Below are 18,587 nucleotides of genomic sequence, written 5' to 3'. Positions count from 1 at the left end.
GATGCAAAAAACTCATCGGTACAATTACTTGATTATATCGGTATATAAGAAGATACATCGCTTGCGGCGCAGGAGCGATCTGGTAGAATTACTAGATCGCAAAAATGCACCAGTCCCTGGGATGAGATCACGTATGAGCGAGTGTGCCTGTCTTCCTTACTGCTCTGGTGGGGGTGCTCTCCACCAACGCCCTCAACTCTTCAGCAGCCACCTGATCTCCTACTGACGTTCTGCGAAGCAGCTTTTAGAAACGGAATGGGACGCTCAATATTGGAACAAATGATTGAGGAGGATTGATGGAAGATAAGGCAACAGAATAGTCACTTGATGAACAAGCTGGCAATCGTGCAGGATAACATTGGCAACATGTTGTAGCAAAAAAGCGAGCCACTAGAAAGCAAAGAGCAAGCGGAGTAGACCGAGCAGAGCTACAGCAAGAATCACAAGAGCGGGGGAGATGTTCCATCGGAGCAGCAGCACCAGACAGAAGAGCGCCAGGGCCGCTTGCCATAGGTTCGTGACTGCGGTGCGGCTCAGTAGGAGCGCGGTAGCTCCCATCATCCCTAATGCGCCAGCCAGGATCCCTTGAAGCGTCCCCTGGACAAGCGATGAATAACGCAGGCGCAGAAGAAGTGGAGTAGCAACAAGCATCAGGACAAATGAGGGCAGATACATAGCAACGGTGGCAACGACCGCTCCTGGCCAACTTCCAACTGCGTATCCAGCAAAAGTAGCAACCACCGTCACAGGGCCAGGAGTCAGTTGTCCAATAGCAACCCCATCCAGGAATTGCTGTGGAGTGAGCCAATGATAGGTCTGGACGAGTTCTTGTTGGAAGAGTGGAATGGCAACGACCCCCCCACCAAACATGACCAGGCTCGCTTTCAGAAAGACGAAGGCGAGCGGCAATAGGATGAGAAGTCCAGGCGAAAGGGAGAGAGTCGCTTCACGCAGGAACGCCAGCACCCCCGAAACGGCAAGCAGGCTCCCACTCTGCACGGTGGTACTGTAGGAGCGCATGCACAGCATCCCGATGAGACCAGAAAGCAGGAGCAACGTGATGAGATTCCATACCTGGGGGAGGACTGGAAAGATGAGCAAGATCCCGACAGAGAGCGCCACAGCCCACCGAGAGAGTGAGGTCAAAGCCGCTTTGCTAGAGCGGAAGAGCATAGCAAGAATGAATGCGACCACGACCGGTTCCAAATCGATAAACAGTGCGGCGACCTGGGGAATGGTATGAAACTGAAAATAGATCCAGGAGAGCAAGAACGTGAGCAGGATCGCAGGAGCGATGAAAGCAAGGCCGCAAACGATTCCACCGAGGGTGCGGCGCATCCGCGACCCCAGATAGATGGAGAGGAGAACTGCCGTTGGACCGGGAAGCAGGTAACAGAGGGCCATCCCTTCCAAAAACTGCTTCTGAGTCAGCAGCTTACGACGGCTGACCCATTCCTGTTCCATTAAGGTCATTGTCGCGAGTGTTCCCCCAAACCCGGTGAGACCAATCCACAGAAATACTTTCAAAAGGTGCAGCACTTTCGGGTTGCTCGCACCAGAGTCGGTCATCTTCTCTCCCTCACGCTAGAGGCCAAACTGCGCGATGGACCACAGAAGCAAACCAAGCGTGAGGGCCACGGAGATCCCACCAAGCATCGTCATAGTGCGGGTGCGTCTGTATCGCCACATCTGCCAGAGGGTCACGCTCACCATAACCAGTGACATCAACATCATCCCTCGACGAAGGAGGGGCAACGCACTCATGCCCGCACTTCCAAAAGTCATCATCAGGATGAGCATGTGAATGAGATGATGTTGGCCCGCGAGAAAGGCAGCAATGACGGACCCCACTGCTGCCAGTGGTGCTTTCCGAGAAGGGGGCGCCTCTGTTTTAATTTCAACCTTCATTTCAGTTCCTCTTCTTGCAAATAAGAAGCCCTCGATCGAACGTTCGCGACATGAAAAGGGTGTATCCTTCACTAGGGAAAATCCATCGTGACTCGAGATTGCAGGCAGACAGAGGAAACGACATCAACCGAAAGCAATTCACCCTATCCAGATGTCTGGCAGACAAGGCATCTCTCTTATTCCTGATCTGCTAGAAGTGCTTTGTTGAGCAAGGCGAGTGCTTCGATGATCTGGGATTTCTTGTCCTGAGGGAGACGCGTCCACAAACGATGATATTTTGCTGCTCCCGCCATGAGTAAGTCGTCGAGGACCACTTTCCCGGCATCCGTGAGTGTCAAGTTGACTTCGCGGCGATTTTCTGCATTGATTGTCCGTTGAACCCACTCACGCTCGACAAGTTGCGTAATCAGACGGCTGATGGTGCTCTTTTCCAGATTGAGCTGTTGCGCCAGGAGGCTCTGTGGAGTTTTTTCTTGTGTTCCGAGTACCTGTAAGGCGTGAGCTTGTGAAGGAGAGATCGGATACTGACAAGGGGTTCCGTCCTGGTTTAGCAGTCCAAACCTCCGCGTGAACTCTTGAATCTGTTGTTGTAATGCTCTCTCGTCCACGTTTGTCTTCCTCTCTCTACGGCCTCCTCCCCGCTTCAGGGGGAAAAGCTGGTGCCATTTTCTGCTCCTGTGTGGCACAGTTGATATACCATGCTCATTGCCTCAAGCACTCTCAATAGACACAGTATACCGTATCACTGTTGTAGTATGCAACTTTTTCGCCGCTTTAAGTAAGAAGAAACCTGAGAGCAATTTCTTTCACAGATCCGACTTTCTGCTATGATGGCGTCACGAGGACATGGAGCATTCCAAGAATGAGTGCACCTCCTATCAAGAACGCTGGATGAACACGCCGCAGGAACAAGAGCGAAAAGCTGATCATGGCGATGCCTAGCGTCCAGCCATCGATGATCGTTGTTTGGGCAAGCAGGACGATTGAAGCAGTCAGCACCCCCAGGACAGCTGGAGTCACGCCTTGAAAAAAGCCCTTGACTCGTGGTGAGTGACGTATACGAAGCAAGAGAGGTGTCGCGACCGAGGCCAGGAGAAAGGAGGGCGTAAAGACGGCCCCTGTTGCTGTGAGCGCTCCTGCGATCCCCGCACTCTTGTATCCAATAAATGTTGCTACCACAAGAAATGGACCTGGAGTAATTTGCGCCAGCGCTATACCGTCTAAGAGTTGCTGGGTCGTTAACCAATGGAGATGTTCCACCAACTCCTGCTGTAAGAAAGGAATCATGACAAATCCACATCCAAAGAGCAAGAAGCCCACTTTGAAGAATTCGACAGCCAGGGAGAGCAACGGCGGCACTCCTTCTAGAAACGCCTGAAAGGCAAGGGGAAGCATGACGAAACTATGGAGTGTAACTGGAGATGAGGATTTGGTGGGAGGAGGGGGTGATGGACCTCGACCATAGAGGATCATCCCCAAAACTCCACAAGAGAGAAGGATAATCGGGAGGTTGATGAATAATGGGAAAATGGGGAACAAAACTCCCAGGCACGCGAGGCATCCAATACTCCAATGGACTAGGGTCTTTAGAGACCCTCTTCCCATCTCATAGAGCGTGCTCATAATAATTGCGACCACAACTGGTCCGATCCAGGTAAAGCCTGCTTCAATGATAGGCCATGTTCCATAGAGCACATAAAGCCAGGAGAGAGAGAGCATGAGAAGAAACGCAGGCAACAAGAAACTGATCCCGCTGAGCAATCCTCCTAGAGGACCAGCATAGAGAGAACCAATGTAGACTGCCAGTTGCAGTGCCGTCGCACCAGGAAATAACGTCGCAATCACCAGGCCTTCTTGAAATGCTTCACTCCCAAGCCAGTGACGACGTTTGACACAGGACGTTTCCATTAAGCCGATGGGACCAAGTGCTCCACCAAAGCCTATCAGTCCAATATAGGAGAAGACCGCCATGAGGCGTGCAAACCGTCGCCAGTTTGGTTGCGCCTCCTTCATGGCTGTGTTTTCCTGTTCCCTTTTGCCTGACAACGATGCCATCAATAGCCCCTTTCGTTCCTATGTGCCTTCGCCACAAACCGGACAATCCAGACGACGATGAACGTGTAAGTGAGACATACAATTACTTTGGAGATCAAAGAACCAAAGCCGGCCTTTCAATGGCATCCCAAAGCCAGTGAGCACCTTGATGGCTTCCATTGCAGCGACAGCGCCAGCCATATCAGAGCAGGGACCAATCACCGGAAAGGCTTCAATCGAGTTCCAGTAGGGGGGCTTGCTTGGATACATGCAGGCCAGACAGGGCGTTTCACCTGGGATATAGGTGCTAATATATGCCTCTGTGCCGTACATCGCTCCCATGACCAGCGGTTTTTTCTGACGGACCGCCTGCTGGTTGAGGAGATACCGCTCTTCAAACAAGGGAGCGGCATCGACAATAAGATCAGCCTGTTCAACAAGGCGGGAGACATTTTCTTCCGTAACATTGGTACACTCGCCAGTCAATTTCACGGAAGCATTCATCGCTGTAAGGGTCTCAAGCACCGCATCTATGCATGGGCGACCAATATCTGTCGCTCTTACCAGAGGCCAGCGATTGAGATATTCTGGGCGCACCTGGCCCCCATGAGCAAGAATCAGATGTCCAACGCCCGCATGAGCCAGGCGCATTGCAACCGTACCGCCTACTCCCCCAACACGAGAGATCAGCACGGTCGCAGCCTTTAGCTGCTGCTGCGCCTTCAATCCAAAACCTGGAAGGCGCATCTGACGAGAGTAGCGTTCAAATTCAAATGCACTCAGCTCAGGGATACTGCTCATGCCATTGCTCCTCCCTCGTTTGCCGAGACGAGGTGCCCACAAATTGGACAGTCTCTTCGACGAGCAATATGCAATTGGCGGAACCCATTGCTGGTCAAATCACCATAGAATAAGCGATTGATCAATGGCTCCCCACATCCTGTGATGACCTTAATAACTTCCATCGTGGCAATGGTTGCGACCAGTGCAGAACTTGGCAAGATCACTGGAAATCCTGTCACCTCCCAACTTGGAGGAGGCGTCGGATAGAGGCAAGAGAGACAAGGGGTACTTCCTGGAATCATAGTGGTGATGTACATTTCCAATCCAAACATAGCAGCCATAATGATCGGCTTCCTTTGGCGAACGGCTTCTTGATTCATGTGATAGCGTTCTTCAAATGATGGGGAACCGTCAACGATCAGGTCTACCTGGTCTATGAGTCGTTCTGCATTGTTTGCGTGAATGTTGTCCGCCTCAATGAGCACGTCTACCTCTGGATTGACGCGAGCAAGCATATCGCGAAACGCTTCGACACGTGGACGACCAACATCCTGGCGAAACGCTAAGAGCATACGATTTAAATTTTCCAGTTCAATAACACCCTCATGGGCAAGTACCAGCCGGCCCACGCCCGCACGAGCGAGCTCCAATGCCACCGTCCCACCGACTCCTCCCACACGAGAAATCATGACGGAACTTCCTTTGAGCTGACGTTGTCCTTGAGAGCCAAAGCCAGGAAGGGGTATTTGTCGTTTATAGATCTCATACTCAAGTTCAGTTAATTCTGGTAACGTTTTTTCATCAAGCAATGTCGTAGGCAGATGTAGAGACCGCATAGGTTTCCTTCTCACTGTTCAATAAAGGATTCTTCCGACAACGAGATTCAAAAGGTCAATGTGAGGACGCGAGCGAGTTGGGAAAGCAACGTAGAACGCCGATCAATTCCTTTGAATCTCTCTCCAGAGGAATATGTCCTCTGAGAAGTGGTCTGCATTCCACGTTGTTTCTTCAAATCACTGCTTCCTGGTCCATGCATCAGCACGTCTTCTCGTCCTCTCTTCTCCCGTTCTCAGTAAGAGATGCTGGGGATCAAGAAGAGATTCTCTTCTCATGCTAGCAGCACGAACCAGGAAAGAGGCTCTATGCAGCAGAGCAGCTAGCGCATGCAACAGAGGCAAACCCTACCGCGCAAGCACTAACAAGGACCATCGCACGATTGCCATCGAGTTCCTCAAGATCAAAGGTAAATTCTTTGGGGGTCAGAGACTCGATACCCTGTGTCTGCTTTTCCTCGGTCTTCTTCTCAATAGATTCATGGGTTAGTTTCATTGAATCTCTCCTTTCAAGAGGTTCTTCATGTTTGTTTCTTCACAACACGTGAAGTACGAAACTCACGATAAGACGTATAAAAAAGCTGCCGACTATCCAGAGCAGCCAGAGCGTAGCAAGCCAGGCGATCACGCCGTATCCAGCCAAGAGGAAATGCTGGCTCAGTGCAAGCGGCTCTGTTTGTGGCTGACGATGGAATGGACGGCAGATGAGGTGGATCAAGTATTTGCGAGCTTTACGGTCCAGATTGGGGGTGTGTATCCAGTCTGTGAGCGCAAAATAGCCATCCGTACGAAAGAATGGCAACACGTTATAGATGGCCGTCAGGACACCTGCTACCATGAACATCTCCGCCCAGGATGAGGAAGGCACGTCAGGAGGTACGAGCGACCAGACGATAGTTCCAACGGCCCCTATGACTGAAGAGGCGAGGGGGCCAGCCAGGCTGACCGCAACTCGATGCTGTCGTTTGTTCAGACGCCAAATCTCGCCAATTTCTACGTAAAAAAATACTCCCGCTAATGGTGAAAATGCCAGGCCAAAGTGCCCAGGGTGACGACCAAAATGTTGCAAGGTGATCCCATGTGCGCTTTCATGAATGAACGCCGTCACAAGGAGCACAATGAGAAATTGCCCCCAGGCAAGAAAGGAGATGTGACCATACAACTCCATGGCGACAGGAAGAATGCCAGCATCCCATCCACCACTAGCGAGAAGCCAAATGGTTATCGCCATGAGCACAGCCCAGCAGACAAAAAAAACGGGCGAAAAGATCCAGCGGGTAGAGGGTTCGAGACGCTGTAACAATCCATCTGCCGGGAAGAGACGCCAACGCATGATGAGCAGCTCTAATGAGAGAGGACGACGAGAGAGCCATGAGAAAAGACGGCGTGCGTACCGAGGACGAGGAGGAGAAGCATGATGGTCCAGGAAACCCTGCTCAGCAAATTTCCTTAACGCGGACTCAAGTTGTTCACTCGTCAAAGAAACCTGAGTCAACTCCCTATATCGTGCCATCATTTCAGCCAGCGTATATTCGCCAGTGCAAAGGGTCAACAAGTGATAGAGGGAAGGACCACATTGCCAGTAACGCCCATTGACCGGGTCAATGATCAGGTATTTGAGATTCTTCCCCTCATGCTGCTGCTCAATGACCAGGTCAGAGCGTAACTGAGGACAAGACACCATTGTTTCTAAAGCCATCATACATCTACCTCTTTGATTTAGGAATTATTGCTCAAGAGACTTCTCTTTCCCCTCTCTCTTCAAGTTGATTGTAACATACAACTGTTGTATATTGCAACCATTTAACGCCCCAATTTGAAGAGTTTGCACCTCATTCCAAAAATCTCTGTTCATTTTGGATGGTGCGCACGCTCTATCTGTACGACCAATAGGACGCCAAAGGAGATGGCAAGCAGCACCACAGAGACAGCAACAGCCGCATCAAGGTCATTTTCGCTAGTGATATACACGGCGATGGGTAAGGTCTGTGTCACACCAGGAAAGCTTCCGGCGAAGGTAATGGTGGCCCCAAACTCACCGAGCGCACGCGTCCAGGCCAGCCCTATTCCCGAGAAGAGTGCGGGACGGATAAGTGGAAGAACAACTCTTCTAAAGGTGTAAAAACGCGAGGCTCCCAGGGTGGCTGAAGCCAGCTCATAGCGGATATCTAATTGCTCAATGCCTGCTTTGGCACTAGTGATGAAGAATGGAGCAGAGATAAACGTTTGTGCCATGATCACAGCCGTTGTCGTGAAAGGCAGCGTGATTCCCCATGGCGTCAAATAGTGCCCAACCAGTCCCAATCGACCAAAAGTGAGTAAGAGTGCTATTCCTGCCACGACAGGGGGAAGAACGGTCGGCAGCATCACGAGTGTCTCAAGCACCTTATGGCCCGGAAAGCGGAACCGAGCAAGCAGATAGGCGACCGGCAATCCAAAGACAACAGTGAACAAGAGGCTGGCTAATGTGGTGAAGATACTCAATTGTAAGGCTTCCAGTACCCCCGGTTGGAACATGGAAGACAGCAGCACATCGAGAGGAGCATGGAGCAGCAAGGAAACTAATGGAAGAGCGAGAAAGGCGAAAAGACTCCCCGTAATGAAACCTATGAGCAGCCGAGCAGACCAACGTGTCCACCAGGACGCTGCAAGCGTCTTCCGGGGAGACGCTCTTTCAAGCTCAATAGTGATGTGTTTGCTCATTTTCTCCTTACACTCCAAGAAAGTGGTATTGGGCAAGAATAGCCTGTCCATCTGGAGAGAGAACGTACTGGACAAATGTTTGTGCTTCTGTTGGATGAGAACTCTGTTTGAGCGCTGCGATGGGATATTGAGCGATGACATTGAGTGTGTCAGGAATGGGAATGGTGTCGACCTGACTGGAGACAGAAGCCGTGACATCCGTCTGATAGACAAAACCAGCGTCAGCCTCGCCTAACTGCACTTTTTGAACGACCGCTTTTACGTTGTCTTCTTGTGAGACGACGTGCCCAAGAACAGCCGCTTTATAGGTCGGACCATACTCAGGTGAGTAAGACATCTTATCTAACACCTGTAAGGTGTACTGCCCAGCAGGAACGCTCGCCGCCTCGATATCGATTTTGACGCCATTCCTGGTCAGATCCTTCAAGGATGTGATGTGAGTAGAACTGTGTCGAGAAACAATCACGACCAGCTTATTTTTGGCGAAGATGTGTGCAGGTTCCACGAGTCCAGCCGCGCTTGCCTTTTGCATATTGGCGTTATCAGCAGAGGCGAAGATATCAGCAGATGCTCCGCTCGCCAGTTGTTGTTCCAGCACTTGTGACCCTGCAAAATTGTACGTGATAGTGACCAGAGGATGTATTTTATGATAGCGTTGAGCAAGCGTTCCAAATGACTCAAGCAGCGAAGAAGCCGCAAAGACTTTCAGGGTGAGTGCAGTAGACGACGTTGCTCCTGTCGTCGAGGTATTTTCACAGGCAGTCAACACAGTACAGAGGATGATCATGAGAAACAGAGAGGCATATCGCGTATACTTCATCTCGGTCCTTCTTTCTCTGGTGGTAAAAGAGCGTAACTGAAAACGTCTAGCTCCGAAGTGCTGCCCAGAATGCATCTGTTCTGGGCAGCAGACCATATCTCACACGCTTACGTCACAGTAGGTCAAAACCCGCTTGCAATAGCCTGAGCACCTAATACGTTGGCATCTGTGGATCAATCTCCTGTGCCCAACGTAGAATTCCTCCTTCCAGATTGCGCACATGACGAAAACCAGCATCTTTGAGCAGTCTCATAGCTTTTGCCGAGCGCACTCCGCTTCGGCAGTACACCACGATATCAGTTTGTTTTTCTAACTCATGGAGATGGCTGATCAGCGATCCTTGAGGAAGCAGGCGTGCTTGAGGGAGATGACAAATTTGCCACTCGTGAGGTTCTCGTACATCAATCAGGACAAGCGAGCGTCCCTCACGGATCTCTTGCGCGAGCGTCGTAGGAAGCACACGCTCCTCTGCCGCCAGCACGTCTTGTTGGGGACCACGACTACAGAACTGGTCATAATCGATGAGATGGGTAATCGTCGGAGTAGGTCCACACACAGGACAGTGAGGAGACTTCCTAATGGTTGCTTCACGAAAACGCATGTGCAGTGCATCAAAGAGGAGTAAGCGTCCAACGAGCAACTGCCCTTGCCCAATAATCACTTTGATCGCTTCTGTTGCCTGAATGAGACCAATCATGCCCGGAAGGACGCCCAGGACGCCCCCCTCTGCACAAGAAGGCATCAATCCAGGAGGGGGAGGTTCGGGATAGAGACAACGATAGCATGGTCCATCATCCATCCCAAAGACAGAAGCCTGACCTTCAAAGCGGAAGATTGATCCATAGATGTACGGCTTGCCCAGCAAGATACAGGCATCATTGGTCAAGTAGCGCGTTTGAAAGTTATCTGTCCCATCAATCACGACATCGTAGGAAGGCAAGATCTCCAGAGCATTTTCAGAAGTGAGCCGTGTCTCATAGGTTTCTACCTGAACGAACGGGTTGAGTGCCTCAATACGAGAACGGGCAGAGGTCAATTTCGAGTGCCCTACCATCTCCGTTGAATGCAAGATCTGACGCTGGAGATTGCTCTCATCCACGACATCCAGATCAACGAGGCCGAGACGGCCAACACCCGCAGCGGCCAGATACAAGGCAAGAGGAGAGCCTAATCCTCCTGCCCCAATCAACAACACACTGGCTTGTTTTAACTTGCGCTGACCATCCATTCCAACCTCAGGCATAATCAAATGACGACTATAGCGCACGATCTCTGCCTGGCTGAGATCTGCCTGATCGGTTCTGCTCATAGTCTCCTCTCAGTCCTCTTTGCAGGGGAGATGATAGCTGCCCGTCTCCATTGTGTTTCCTGGTTGCGAGCATGAAATGTCTCCCTTTTTTCATGACATTGTCAATAGCGTGGATCTGCAATCAGCCCCCAGCCATCGCAGGAATAATATGGACTTCATCGCGCTCCCGTAGAGAGGTCTCTTTCTGTTGAAGATGGCCGATGGACTGGCCGTTGACGAAGACAGCAATATAGGGCCACACCTGTCCATGCTGGTCATACAATCGTGCCCCGATGCCTGGAAACTGTGCTTCTAGCGTCTCGAACAATTGAGCAATTGTCTCACTGGTCAGTTGGAGCATCGCCCGACCGTTGGTAAACTCGCGTAAAGAGGTGGGAATATAGACAGTGATCATGCTGGTTCTCCTTTCCTAAAAAGCATGTTGTGGTGAAAAAGCTCTACCACTATGTTCTCTCTGAAGCCACGAGACTCTGGCAAGACGTTTAAGCTTGAACCGAAAGAGAAAGAAATGACACCAGGGTCTCTCACTGACTAGGGATGATCGAGATGGATAGCTTCATGCCCTGCTCATAATGTCCTGCCAGGTGGTCAGCAAATTCAAATCCCCTCATATCCATGCCGATGCTGTAGCGCATAACATTGTCATGGTTAAAGGTGAAGTCGAGAGTTTTTGTCTCTGCTGGCTGAAGCGATGAGATCGTTGCCAGCGCCTTCTTGCTCAGCTCAACATCTGACAGATTCTTGGTTTTGCTGGGCGGGGGCATGATCAGAAACTCATGGGCCGTCTGCCCTTTGTTGGTGACAACAAAGTGATACGGCTTATTCACGGTAAAGGTGGTCAACGAGGATTGGATTTGGTGATCGATCAGTGTCACTGTAACGGTAGGCGGGCTGGTGGGCGAGCCAAGACAGCCTGTCAATCCGATCAGAACAATGAAGATGATGCTGAACCGCCAGCCCCAAAAAAATGTTCTTCCCATAGTTCTCCCTTGCTTGCTTATTCCTTGCCAAACGAGAATTACTGGAACAATATCTATTAAAACAGACACAGCCAGAGTCTCTGTTTCTTCATTTACGGTTAATAGGTAGACGTACAATAGTTGTATAATTCAACGATGAAAATGAGCGAACATCTCCTCCTGGAAAGCGTCTCTGGGATTTTCTTGCTAGCTGGCTCTGCTCTTGAGTGGATCAGAGAAGAGAGCAAAAAAAGAAATCAGGGCGAGCAAAGTGAACACACTGATGAAGATCAACACACGTCCTGTGTGCTTGATGGGGAGCCAAAGCGCAGCATCATGCATGGGCGATCTCATCTATTCCTTCTTCTTTATTCGTACTTTTGCACGTACTTGGGGCATATCTTCCCTGCCTACCAGGGATCGATACAGAGCAAAACAGGCCCAGTTGGCAGGCTTTTTCCCAAAGAGAACGATGGTCTCTTTGTTATATTTCTTGCTAAGAAGCCCCTCTTAGTCATTTTAGCCTATGAGGGGCAAACAGCACACCAGTACAATTACCTAATTATGTCCTGCATCCGCGAAGATCTATCCATTCGAGATGCAGAAAGGATCTGGTAATTCTACCAGACCGTAAGCATGCATCTCTCCTTGAGATGAGATCACACGAGAGCAGGTGTGCTTGTCTCGCTCCCTGTTCTGATTGCTCAGGTGAGGTGATCTCTACCAACATCCTCAACACGTGCATCCTCGCCAGATCCCTGTTTTGTGTCCTCCGTTTGAGAGGGCATCATGCTTGGACACGCTCTTTCTCGGCTTCCTTTTTGGTACAAGCTCAACCTCTATAAACTACTACGGCAGAAGCATATTTCTGGATTACCATTTTGCGCGCTTTTCTGGAACTAAGAGAGGTGCCATTGGATTCTTCTGAATAATATCTACAAATCTTCGATCAGATGATGATTCACTTACAAGCAGATGTTCTGGTTCGGCGAACTCAAAAGAACAAGCGCACCCAGAGTGATGCCAACGGACATGAAAAACAGCCTTATTGCCGTTCTGTTGGTCAGTAAGTTTTGTCTATCCGTTGCTCCTGCGGTATGGCCTCTTTCCCACACTCGTTATCTCCATCCTTGATACTTTTTTCATCCACCTCTTGGTCCCTCATCTCTTGAGGCCTGAGCAAAGACAGCAGAAACCGTAAGAAGGCATTTCCCCAACAGATCTCATTTCTGAAGAATGACAAGATGCTCCTGGCTGACCTGCAACCCAACGGAGGCGTCGAAACCCCGCTGCAAGCGTCTGCCCAACATGAGCAGGATGACCCCAGGAGAATGAACCTCTACTGACACTTGGGCAAAGGGATGAACGCTCAGCATTGGTACCGCGTTTGCTGCTGTAAATACACCACCCTACACTACCGTCCCTAGAAGGAGAGAAATCGAGCAGGCGCGAGCGTTATGTGAGGAAGCGAGTTTTGCGCTGGCAAGGGCTCCTCAGCAGAAAGCGTGACCGTAGACAGACCATGTACTTCGCCCAACGGATCAAGGCAGTGAAGGAGATTCTCAGATGCGGCAACAACGCTCCTGGCACCGACAGAACAGAAGATCGCCTCATGCCTCCCTCTGCTACACGGCAAGCAGTTCCTTGAGGTGAGGGAGTACCTCATGGATCTCTTCGATAGGCAACGACGTGACTTGCTCCGCTGTGGGACATCAGAGAGGAGCCTTCGTCTGGGGAAAGGAACGGTTGCACGGCATCAGGGTCTTGCCGGTGTGCCTGATGCTCGAAACAGAACAGAAGAAGGGGAAGAAGGATGCCTGCTGGTTGGGTGTCCTTCTTTTCTTCGCGCACTTGCGCGAGGTTGATGCCAAGCAGGTCGGCCAATTCTTGGGCGGTTTGAACCACGTCATGGGCTATCTCCGGGCGCATGAGCCAGGGTCTTGTTTTCGTTTACCATGCTTCAGTGGATGAAAGCTTCACAACAGAAGAGGGTGAAGAAGTTGTTACTGTCAGGCAATTGTCACGTTGTTATCTGCAAGTAGCCTCTTTGGTCAATGCTATTCTCTCTGTTGCTAGAAAATCTGGAAATTGCTGTTGTGGATATGTGAAAGTGGAAAGGGAGGTTTTTCTCTTATGCATTATGAGACGCCTGAGCATTCGCTATCGTTTCGCCCTACGTCATTTCCTGTGCCAAGCGTACCAGCTTTGACGGTGCCACAGACCCCTGTGGCCATCACCATGCCTCAATTGAAAATAGAATTGTTCCCGATCAATCCAGCCAAGATTCCTCCTCTGGTTGCCTATGTGCTTGATGTGCATGGCGGCGAACCAACCGAATTAGGCGCTCGGCTTGCCTGTCGCTGTAATGATATGTTTCCTGGATGTTGGCTCTGGACCGAGCATCGTTTAGTGACCAATCATGCAGTGACAGAAGCGCAATTTCAGCAACTCCTCTCCTCGCTTTGGAAAAGCATGCCGACGACCTTTGGGTGTATCCATGCCATTCAGCAAGATAGCACGTTCCAAGTGAGCGCTCAGGTCCAAGCCGATTTTGTGGCACACTATCTCTCCACGAAGGCGAAGGTCCGTAAGCACATGCTTCACAGCCTCGCTAACTATCATCAGAAGCTCTCTGAGTACCTCACCATACGTCGGATCTGCACCCCGCGTGGATGGGTAGTTGATGGAAGGCCAGCCCTTGCCCTCTCTATGACTTCTGAAATTGTCGTGAACCAGAATTTGCGAGCGTATGCACGTCAGTTGGCTGATCCTGAGCAACTCAAAGGACTTCTGGTACTGGATAGAAATAGAAAGTGCAAAGGGCAGATCGTCGATGTCTACAAAGATCGAGCTTCTGCTCATCGAGAGCGGCTCCTTAACTTGACGCTCAATCATGTGACCCGTACTCTTATTGAGAAGGCTGAGGATGATGAATTAGTGGTACAGATGCGTCCTGGGAAAGCTCTCGCCGATAATCAAGCGAAAAAACCCTTAGATTACGTCGCGAGTGCATTGCAAGTGGTGGCGCGTGTGGAGGACGCTTCCCAATTTGGGGTTAAGACTCAGGCTCTATTACAGAGGTTGCGTCTTTCACCCGAAGATCGCTCACAGATGATCAGCGCAGTTGCGGCTGTCCTGCGTCGGATTGAGTTGATTCAACCTGCCTTTACCTCAGAAAAGCACACCTCCTCTTTCTTGCGGCCTGCTGACTATGACTTTGTGCCGCATGTGTTGGTTGGTGGGAACCATCTGGTCAAGGAAGAGACGATGGTGCTTGCGCAGCTCCGTCGTTATGGTTTCTATCAACGCAGTGCAGCCTTTCCAGAGGGCACACCGATTCGAGTCGGATTGCTGCTGGGCGTGCCTGATCATCGTCTTCAGATCCGTGCCTTCTTGAATAATTTGCAAAAGGAATGTCAAGTATTCAAATTTCCTCTTCGTTTCGTCGGGCATGCTTCTCTGGAACTCTTCACACGGGTTGCTCTAGAACGAGCCATTGGATACCTCAAAGAACAGCAGCCGGATATTATCCTGGCCTTGTTACCAGAGCGTGTTCGTGAGCAGATAGAACTGAGTCGAGATGAGGGCTATCTGAGTGTCAAAGACGTGACTGTTGTGCGGGGAATACCTAATCAGGTTGTATATGCAGCAACGTTGAGCAAGACGGATGCGGTGCCTAATATTGCGTTGGGATTGCTCTGTAAAGTGGGCAATGTCCCATTCCGTCTTGCCGAACCACTTCAGTATACGGATGTGGTCGTGGGCATCGATATTGCTCGTATGAATAAGGCGCGATTAGCTGGGAGCATGAACACGCTAGCAACTACCCATATCTATCAAAATAGTGAACCGGCACTCAAGTATGCGGTTCATCAAGTACTCATCGAAGGCGAGACGATTCCTGAGCAAACGCTCCAGCAGTTTTTCCCAGCAGAACAGTTTGCCGGATTGCGGGTTCTGGTCCATCGCGATGGGTGGTTTCGTGGCAATGAGCGTGCAGCTCTCAAGGCATGGGGGCAGCAAATTGGAGCAACCTTTTTTCTGGTTGAGGTTGTCAAATCAGGAGCGCCCCGCCTCTACCATTGGATGCCAGTGTCAGACGGGCAACAGAAAGGCCAACAACAGCCCTGCCAATGGCTTCAGCCAGCAAAGGGGTCGGCCTTTCGTCTGAGTGACCAGGCCGCTTTTCTCGTCTCGTCCTTACCTCCCTTTAAAAAAGCGACCCCCTATCCACTCTATATTCGTGCGGAGGCTCCCCTCTCGATTGAGCATGCTCTGCACTCAGTGTTATCCTTGACGCTGCTACATTATGGTTCGCTCCTAGCGCCACGGTTACCAGTGACCACCCACTATAGCGATAAAATGGCGAGCCTGGCGCTACGAGGGATTCGCCCGCCAACGGCAGAGGGAACGGACCCTTATTGGATCTAGGTTGGTGGACCGTCGATGTGCCTGAGATGCCCTCTTTTTGGTGTAGCGCTACACCAAAAAGAGGGTTGTTTCAAAGTGTTGTATAATACCCAGCCTCCAGCAGATTATATTTTGCGGCCATTCGAGTGACGTCATGATCGCCAAACTATCTACTTGGATACTAGGTAAAGCAGGAGCCGTAGATGCGCTGGTTAAACTGGTGGCAAAGGGGAATAAAACTGACCTGATCGCAGAGATGGTCAATAACATCCTTGAGAAATACGCACTACTTCTCGAAGAGAATGCGAAGCTGGTACAACTTTTGGAGGAAAAGTACCGGAAGAAACACAACTTATAGAAGGGCAATGTTGCTGAATTATTGGTACATAGTTAGGGTTATGCCTACCGATGGCTTATCATAAAAAGCCATGCTATTGGCGGCATCTACTCTAGGTGGAAACCATTCCAAAATGGGGCAGGCTTGATCTTTTTAAATTGGAAAGGTCCCTCTACTCCCAAACTACCCGTAAAAAATACAGCCCTTTGTTTCCTGCTGCGACAAGATGCCTCCCATCAGGGGCAAAGACACAGTCCTTTACTGTGCCATCAAGACGGAGCGTTGTGAGACATTGCCCTTCTTGCGTACCCCAGAGCTTGAGCGTGTGGTCATCCGAAGCAGAGAGGATGTGTGTTCCATCTGGAGTAAAAACACAGCCTTGAACCGCTTGAGTATGGCCTTTGAGGGTATGAAGGAGTTGGCCCGAAGAAGTTTCCCAAAGCTTGAGCGTGTGGTCCGACGAGGCTGAGACAACGAAGGTATCATCTGGGCTAAACGCACAGGCATTCACTTGAGCAGTGTGTCCTTTGAAAGCGCGAAGAAACTGTCCCGTGTGACTATCTCTCGAAGAGGAAGTGGAAGTGGCGGAAGCAGCTGTCATAGTGGAGCCGACCGTAGCACACAGAAATGCGCATCGTCATCCCGTTATGAGGTGCAGTGACGGCACCATCAGCAGCACCGATTGATTTTCTGGTTGTCTCTACCTATAGATAAGTTTCCTTGGTATGGAACATGGCAATTTGAAATACATCGTTTCAGCCCTGAATCTCGTTTGAAAAGGGATATACAAATCATCAATAAGTTTATGAATCGGATAAGGTGAATTGCAATTCATTGAGATGGAAGAGAATTCAAAACAAAAAAGGATTTCTTAGTATTGACGATGCTGCTCTTTGCCCTACATAATAAAAACATGAGAAACGGTGACCAGGAAGAACATCACTCGAAGAATAGCATCCATATTTTTTATGCTTATGCTCATGAAGATGAGGCATTACGTAAAGCACTTGAAACACATTTAAGTGCTTTGAAGCATCAAGGTCTCATTACTGATTGGTTTGATCGCAATATCACGGCTGGTGAACAATGGATAACACAGACCCAGACCCATCTACAAGTGGCTGATATTATTCTCCTCTTAATCAGTCCCTCGTTCTTTGCTTCAGAATATTGTTCTAGCTTTGAGATGAAACAGGCTATTCAGCGGCATGAAGAGCAGTATGCCCGCGTTATCCCCATTATTTTACGACCTGTTGATTGGAAACATACTATTTTAAGTCATTTGCAAGCACTGCCAGAAAATGCCAAACCTATTACGCAGTGGCGCAATAGAGATCACGCTTTTTTGAGTGTAGCAACAAGCATCCGAAAGATTATTGAAGACATCCAGAAAAAACCTGCCTTTCCCTCTCTCTCTTCTTCTTCCTCATTCGCTGGGGAGAAAACTCAACAGTATGCCTCTTTCAGATCGTTTTCTCCCTTCTTCATGCAGCAACATGTGGCAGAACTCGTTGAAGGAGAAGCTTTCCAACAAAAGAAGGTATCCAGTGAAATAGGAAAAAAAGCAACTGATACCTATAAAATAATTCTGTTGGGAGCATCTGGTGCAGGCAAAACAACTCTTTTGTCGAGCATGTATAATGCTCTTGCGGTACAAAGACCCAATACGAGTTTCTTTCTTGAAACCACTCCAGACCAACGCAAGAAGCTCAATGCGATGTACTATGGAATCGTCTCCGGGCAATGGCCTCCTGGAACACAGGTCAGCGAAACGGAAGAATGGCATTTTACTTGCCGTGTCCGATCTCCAGGTAAAAGAATTTATTCTCCTTTTCACTGTAGTTACCTTGATTATGCGGGAGGAAGAATTACTGAGAGAATGGAAGACATGGCTGTAGCTGATAATTTTGAACAGCAGTTTGCACAATCTCATGCTCTCCTGGGACTCCTAGACGGTCAAAAGCTCCTCGCTCTCATGCAAAAAAAGCAAGAAGCTGACCATTTCATCTATATAGAATTACAAAACATGTTGCAAATAATGCAAAATGGTGGGAAACTTGCGCACTTTTTCATCACAAAATGGGATCTTCTCCAAGCGAAATATTCATTACAAGATATACGAGATCGTTTGTTGCAAATCGATGAATTTAACCATTTCGTGAGAAATCAGAGCAACAGCTATTGCGTTCGGCTCATACCAGTTAGTGCAGTAGGCGCAGGGTTTGCGGAGTTACAAGGTGATGGCTCAATCCGAAAGGTATCAGGAAGCTATCCAAAGCCTTTCCATATAGACCTACCCTTATGTTGTATTTGGTCTGATCTGTTTCACGCTGGATCTCAATCTCTTTGGGCATACTCAGAGCAAGAAAGAGGCTTAGGAGCTATTCATGATAAGAAAACAGCCCAGAGGGCGGTTATACAAAGTTGTCTACAGTCAATGCATACATTGGAAGAAGCATTTCCAGTATCGAGATTTCTCTAGTAAAGAGTG

At 49.7% G+C, this 18,587-nt stretch carries 18 protein-coding genes; 3 read left to right on the top strand and 15 right to left on the bottom strand.

Annotated elements, in window-relative coordinates:
* Nucleotides 1–390: 390 nt before the first annotated feature.
* The 14 genes from chrA (K3T83_RS23585) to K3T83_RS23520 form a co-directional block, all read right to left on the bottom strand.
* A complete protein-coding gene (gene chrA, locus K3T83_RS23585; RefSeq protein WP_220205374.1) occupies nt 391–1,569 on the bottom strand; it encodes a chromate efflux transporter in 1,179 nt (392 codons plus the stop codon).
* A gap of 15 nt (nt 1,570–1,584) precedes the next feature.
* Entirely contained in the window at nt 1,585–1,908 is a 324-nt protein-coding gene (locus tag K3T83_RS23580) for a hypothetical protein (RefSeq protein ID WP_220205373.1), read from the bottom strand.
* Nucleotides 1,909–2,084: 176 nt separating this feature from the next.
* A complete protein-coding gene (locus tag K3T83_RS23575; protein WP_220205372.1) occupies nt 2,085–2,516 on the bottom strand; it encodes a MarR family winged helix-turn-helix transcriptional regulator in 432 nt (143 codons plus the stop codon).
* Between the two features lie 217 nt (nt 2,517–2,733).
* Nucleotides 2,734–3,963 carry a chromate efflux transporter gene (chrA, locus tag K3T83_RS23570; RefSeq protein WP_220205371.1) on the bottom strand — a complete coding sequence of 410 codons (1,230 nt, stop codon included), beginning with the start codon at nt 3,961–3,963 and terminating at the stop codon, nt 2,734–2,736.
* Between the two features lie 18 nt (nt 3,964–3,981).
* Complete coding sequence (locus K3T83_RS23565; protein WP_220205370.1) at nt 3,982–4,743, bottom strand: HesA/MoeB/ThiF family protein; 762 nt, start codon at nt 4,741–4,743, stop codon at nt 3,982–3,984.
* The gene (locus tag K3T83_RS23560; RefSeq protein WP_220205369.1) at nt 4,740–5,561 is read right to left on the bottom strand and encodes a HesA/MoeB/ThiF family protein; all 822 of its coding nucleotides are present in this window, start codon (nt 5,559–5,561) and stop codon (nt 4,740–4,742) included. Before K3T83_RS23560 ends, K3T83_RS23565 begins: the two co-directional genes overlap by 4 nt.
* 304 nt (nt 5,562–5,865) lie before the next feature.
* Entirely contained in the window at nt 5,866–6,054 is a 189-nt protein-coding gene (locus K3T83_RS23555; RefSeq protein WP_220205368.1) for a hypothetical protein, read from the bottom strand.
* Between the two features lie 39 nt (nt 6,055–6,093).
* Complete coding sequence (locus K3T83_RS23550) at nt 6,094–7,260, bottom strand: zinc metalloprotease (RefSeq protein WP_220205367.1); 1,167 nt, start codon at nt 7,258–7,260, stop codon at nt 6,094–6,096.
* Nucleotides 7,261–7,409: 149 nt separating this feature from the next.
* Nucleotides 7,410–8,261 (bottom strand): ABC transporter permease, encoded by an 852-nt coding sequence (locus K3T83_RS23545; protein WP_220205366.1) that lies wholly within the window; start codon nt 8,259–8,261, stop codon nt 7,410–7,412.
* 7 nt (nt 8,262–8,268) lie between these two features.
* Nucleotides 8,269–9,081, bottom strand: coding sequence for a molybdate ABC transporter substrate-binding protein (gene modA / locus K3T83_RS23540; protein ID WP_220205365.1), 813 nt, complete (start codon nt 9,079–9,081; stop codon nt 8,269–8,271).
* A gap of 151 nt (nt 9,082–9,232) precedes the next feature.
* Entirely contained in the window at nt 9,233–10,390 is a 1,158-nt protein-coding gene (gene moeB, locus K3T83_RS23535; protein ID WP_220205364.1) for a molybdopterin-synthase adenylyltransferase MoeB, read from the bottom strand.
* Between the two features lie 121 nt (nt 10,391–10,511).
* On the bottom strand, nt 10,512–10,784 hold the full coding sequence (locus K3T83_RS23530) for a MoaD/ThiS family protein (RefSeq protein WP_220205363.1): 273 nt from the start codon (nt 10,782–10,784) through the stop codon (nt 10,512–10,514).
* A 130-nt stretch (nt 10,785–10,914) separates the two neighbouring features.
* Entirely contained in the window at nt 10,915–11,370 is a 456-nt protein-coding gene (locus K3T83_RS23525; RefSeq protein ID WP_220205362.1) for a cupredoxin domain-containing protein, read from the bottom strand.
* Between the two features lie 1,641 nt (nt 11,371–13,011).
* Nucleotides 13,012–13,254 (bottom strand): hypothetical protein, encoded by a 243-nt coding sequence (locus K3T83_RS23520; protein ID WP_220205361.1) that lies wholly within the window; start codon nt 13,252–13,254, stop codon nt 13,012–13,014.
* Nucleotides 13,255–13,482: 228 nt separating this feature from the next.
* On the opposite strand from K3T83_RS23520, the gene K3T83_RS23515 reads away from it, so the two are divergent.
* Complete coding sequence (locus tag K3T83_RS23515) at nt 13,483–15,780, top strand: Piwi domain-containing protein (RefSeq protein WP_220205360.1); 2,298 nt, start codon at nt 13,483–13,485, stop codon at nt 15,778–15,780.
* A 133-nt stretch (nt 15,781–15,913) separates the two neighbouring features.
* A complete protein-coding gene (locus tag K3T83_RS23510) occupies nt 15,914–16,117 on the top strand; it encodes a hypothetical protein (RefSeq protein ID WP_220205359.1) in 204 nt (67 codons plus the stop codon).
* A 151-nt stretch (nt 16,118–16,268) separates the two neighbouring features.
* Here K3T83_RS23510 and K3T83_RS57985 read toward each other — a convergent pair whose 3' ends face one another.
* Complete coding sequence (locus K3T83_RS57985) at nt 16,269–16,697, bottom strand: WD40 repeat domain-containing protein (protein WP_373324542.1); 429 nt, start codon at nt 16,695–16,697, stop codon at nt 16,269–16,271.
* Nucleotides 16,698–16,979: 282 nt separating this feature from the next.
* Between K3T83_RS57985 and K3T83_RS23500 the strand changes: the two genes are divergently transcribed.
* The gene (locus K3T83_RS23500) at nt 16,980–18,578 is read left to right on the top strand and encodes a toll/interleukin-1 receptor domain-containing protein (RefSeq protein WP_236065130.1); all 1,599 of its coding nucleotides are present in this window, start codon (nt 16,980–16,982) and stop codon (nt 18,576–18,578) included.
* Nucleotides 18,579–18,587: the final 9 nt, after the last annotated feature.

It is taken from the genome of Reticulibacter mediterranei (genome assembly GCF_016587455.1).
Note: the sequence above shows the minus strand (reverse complement) of the source record. Positions and strands in the feature narration are given on the sequence as shown.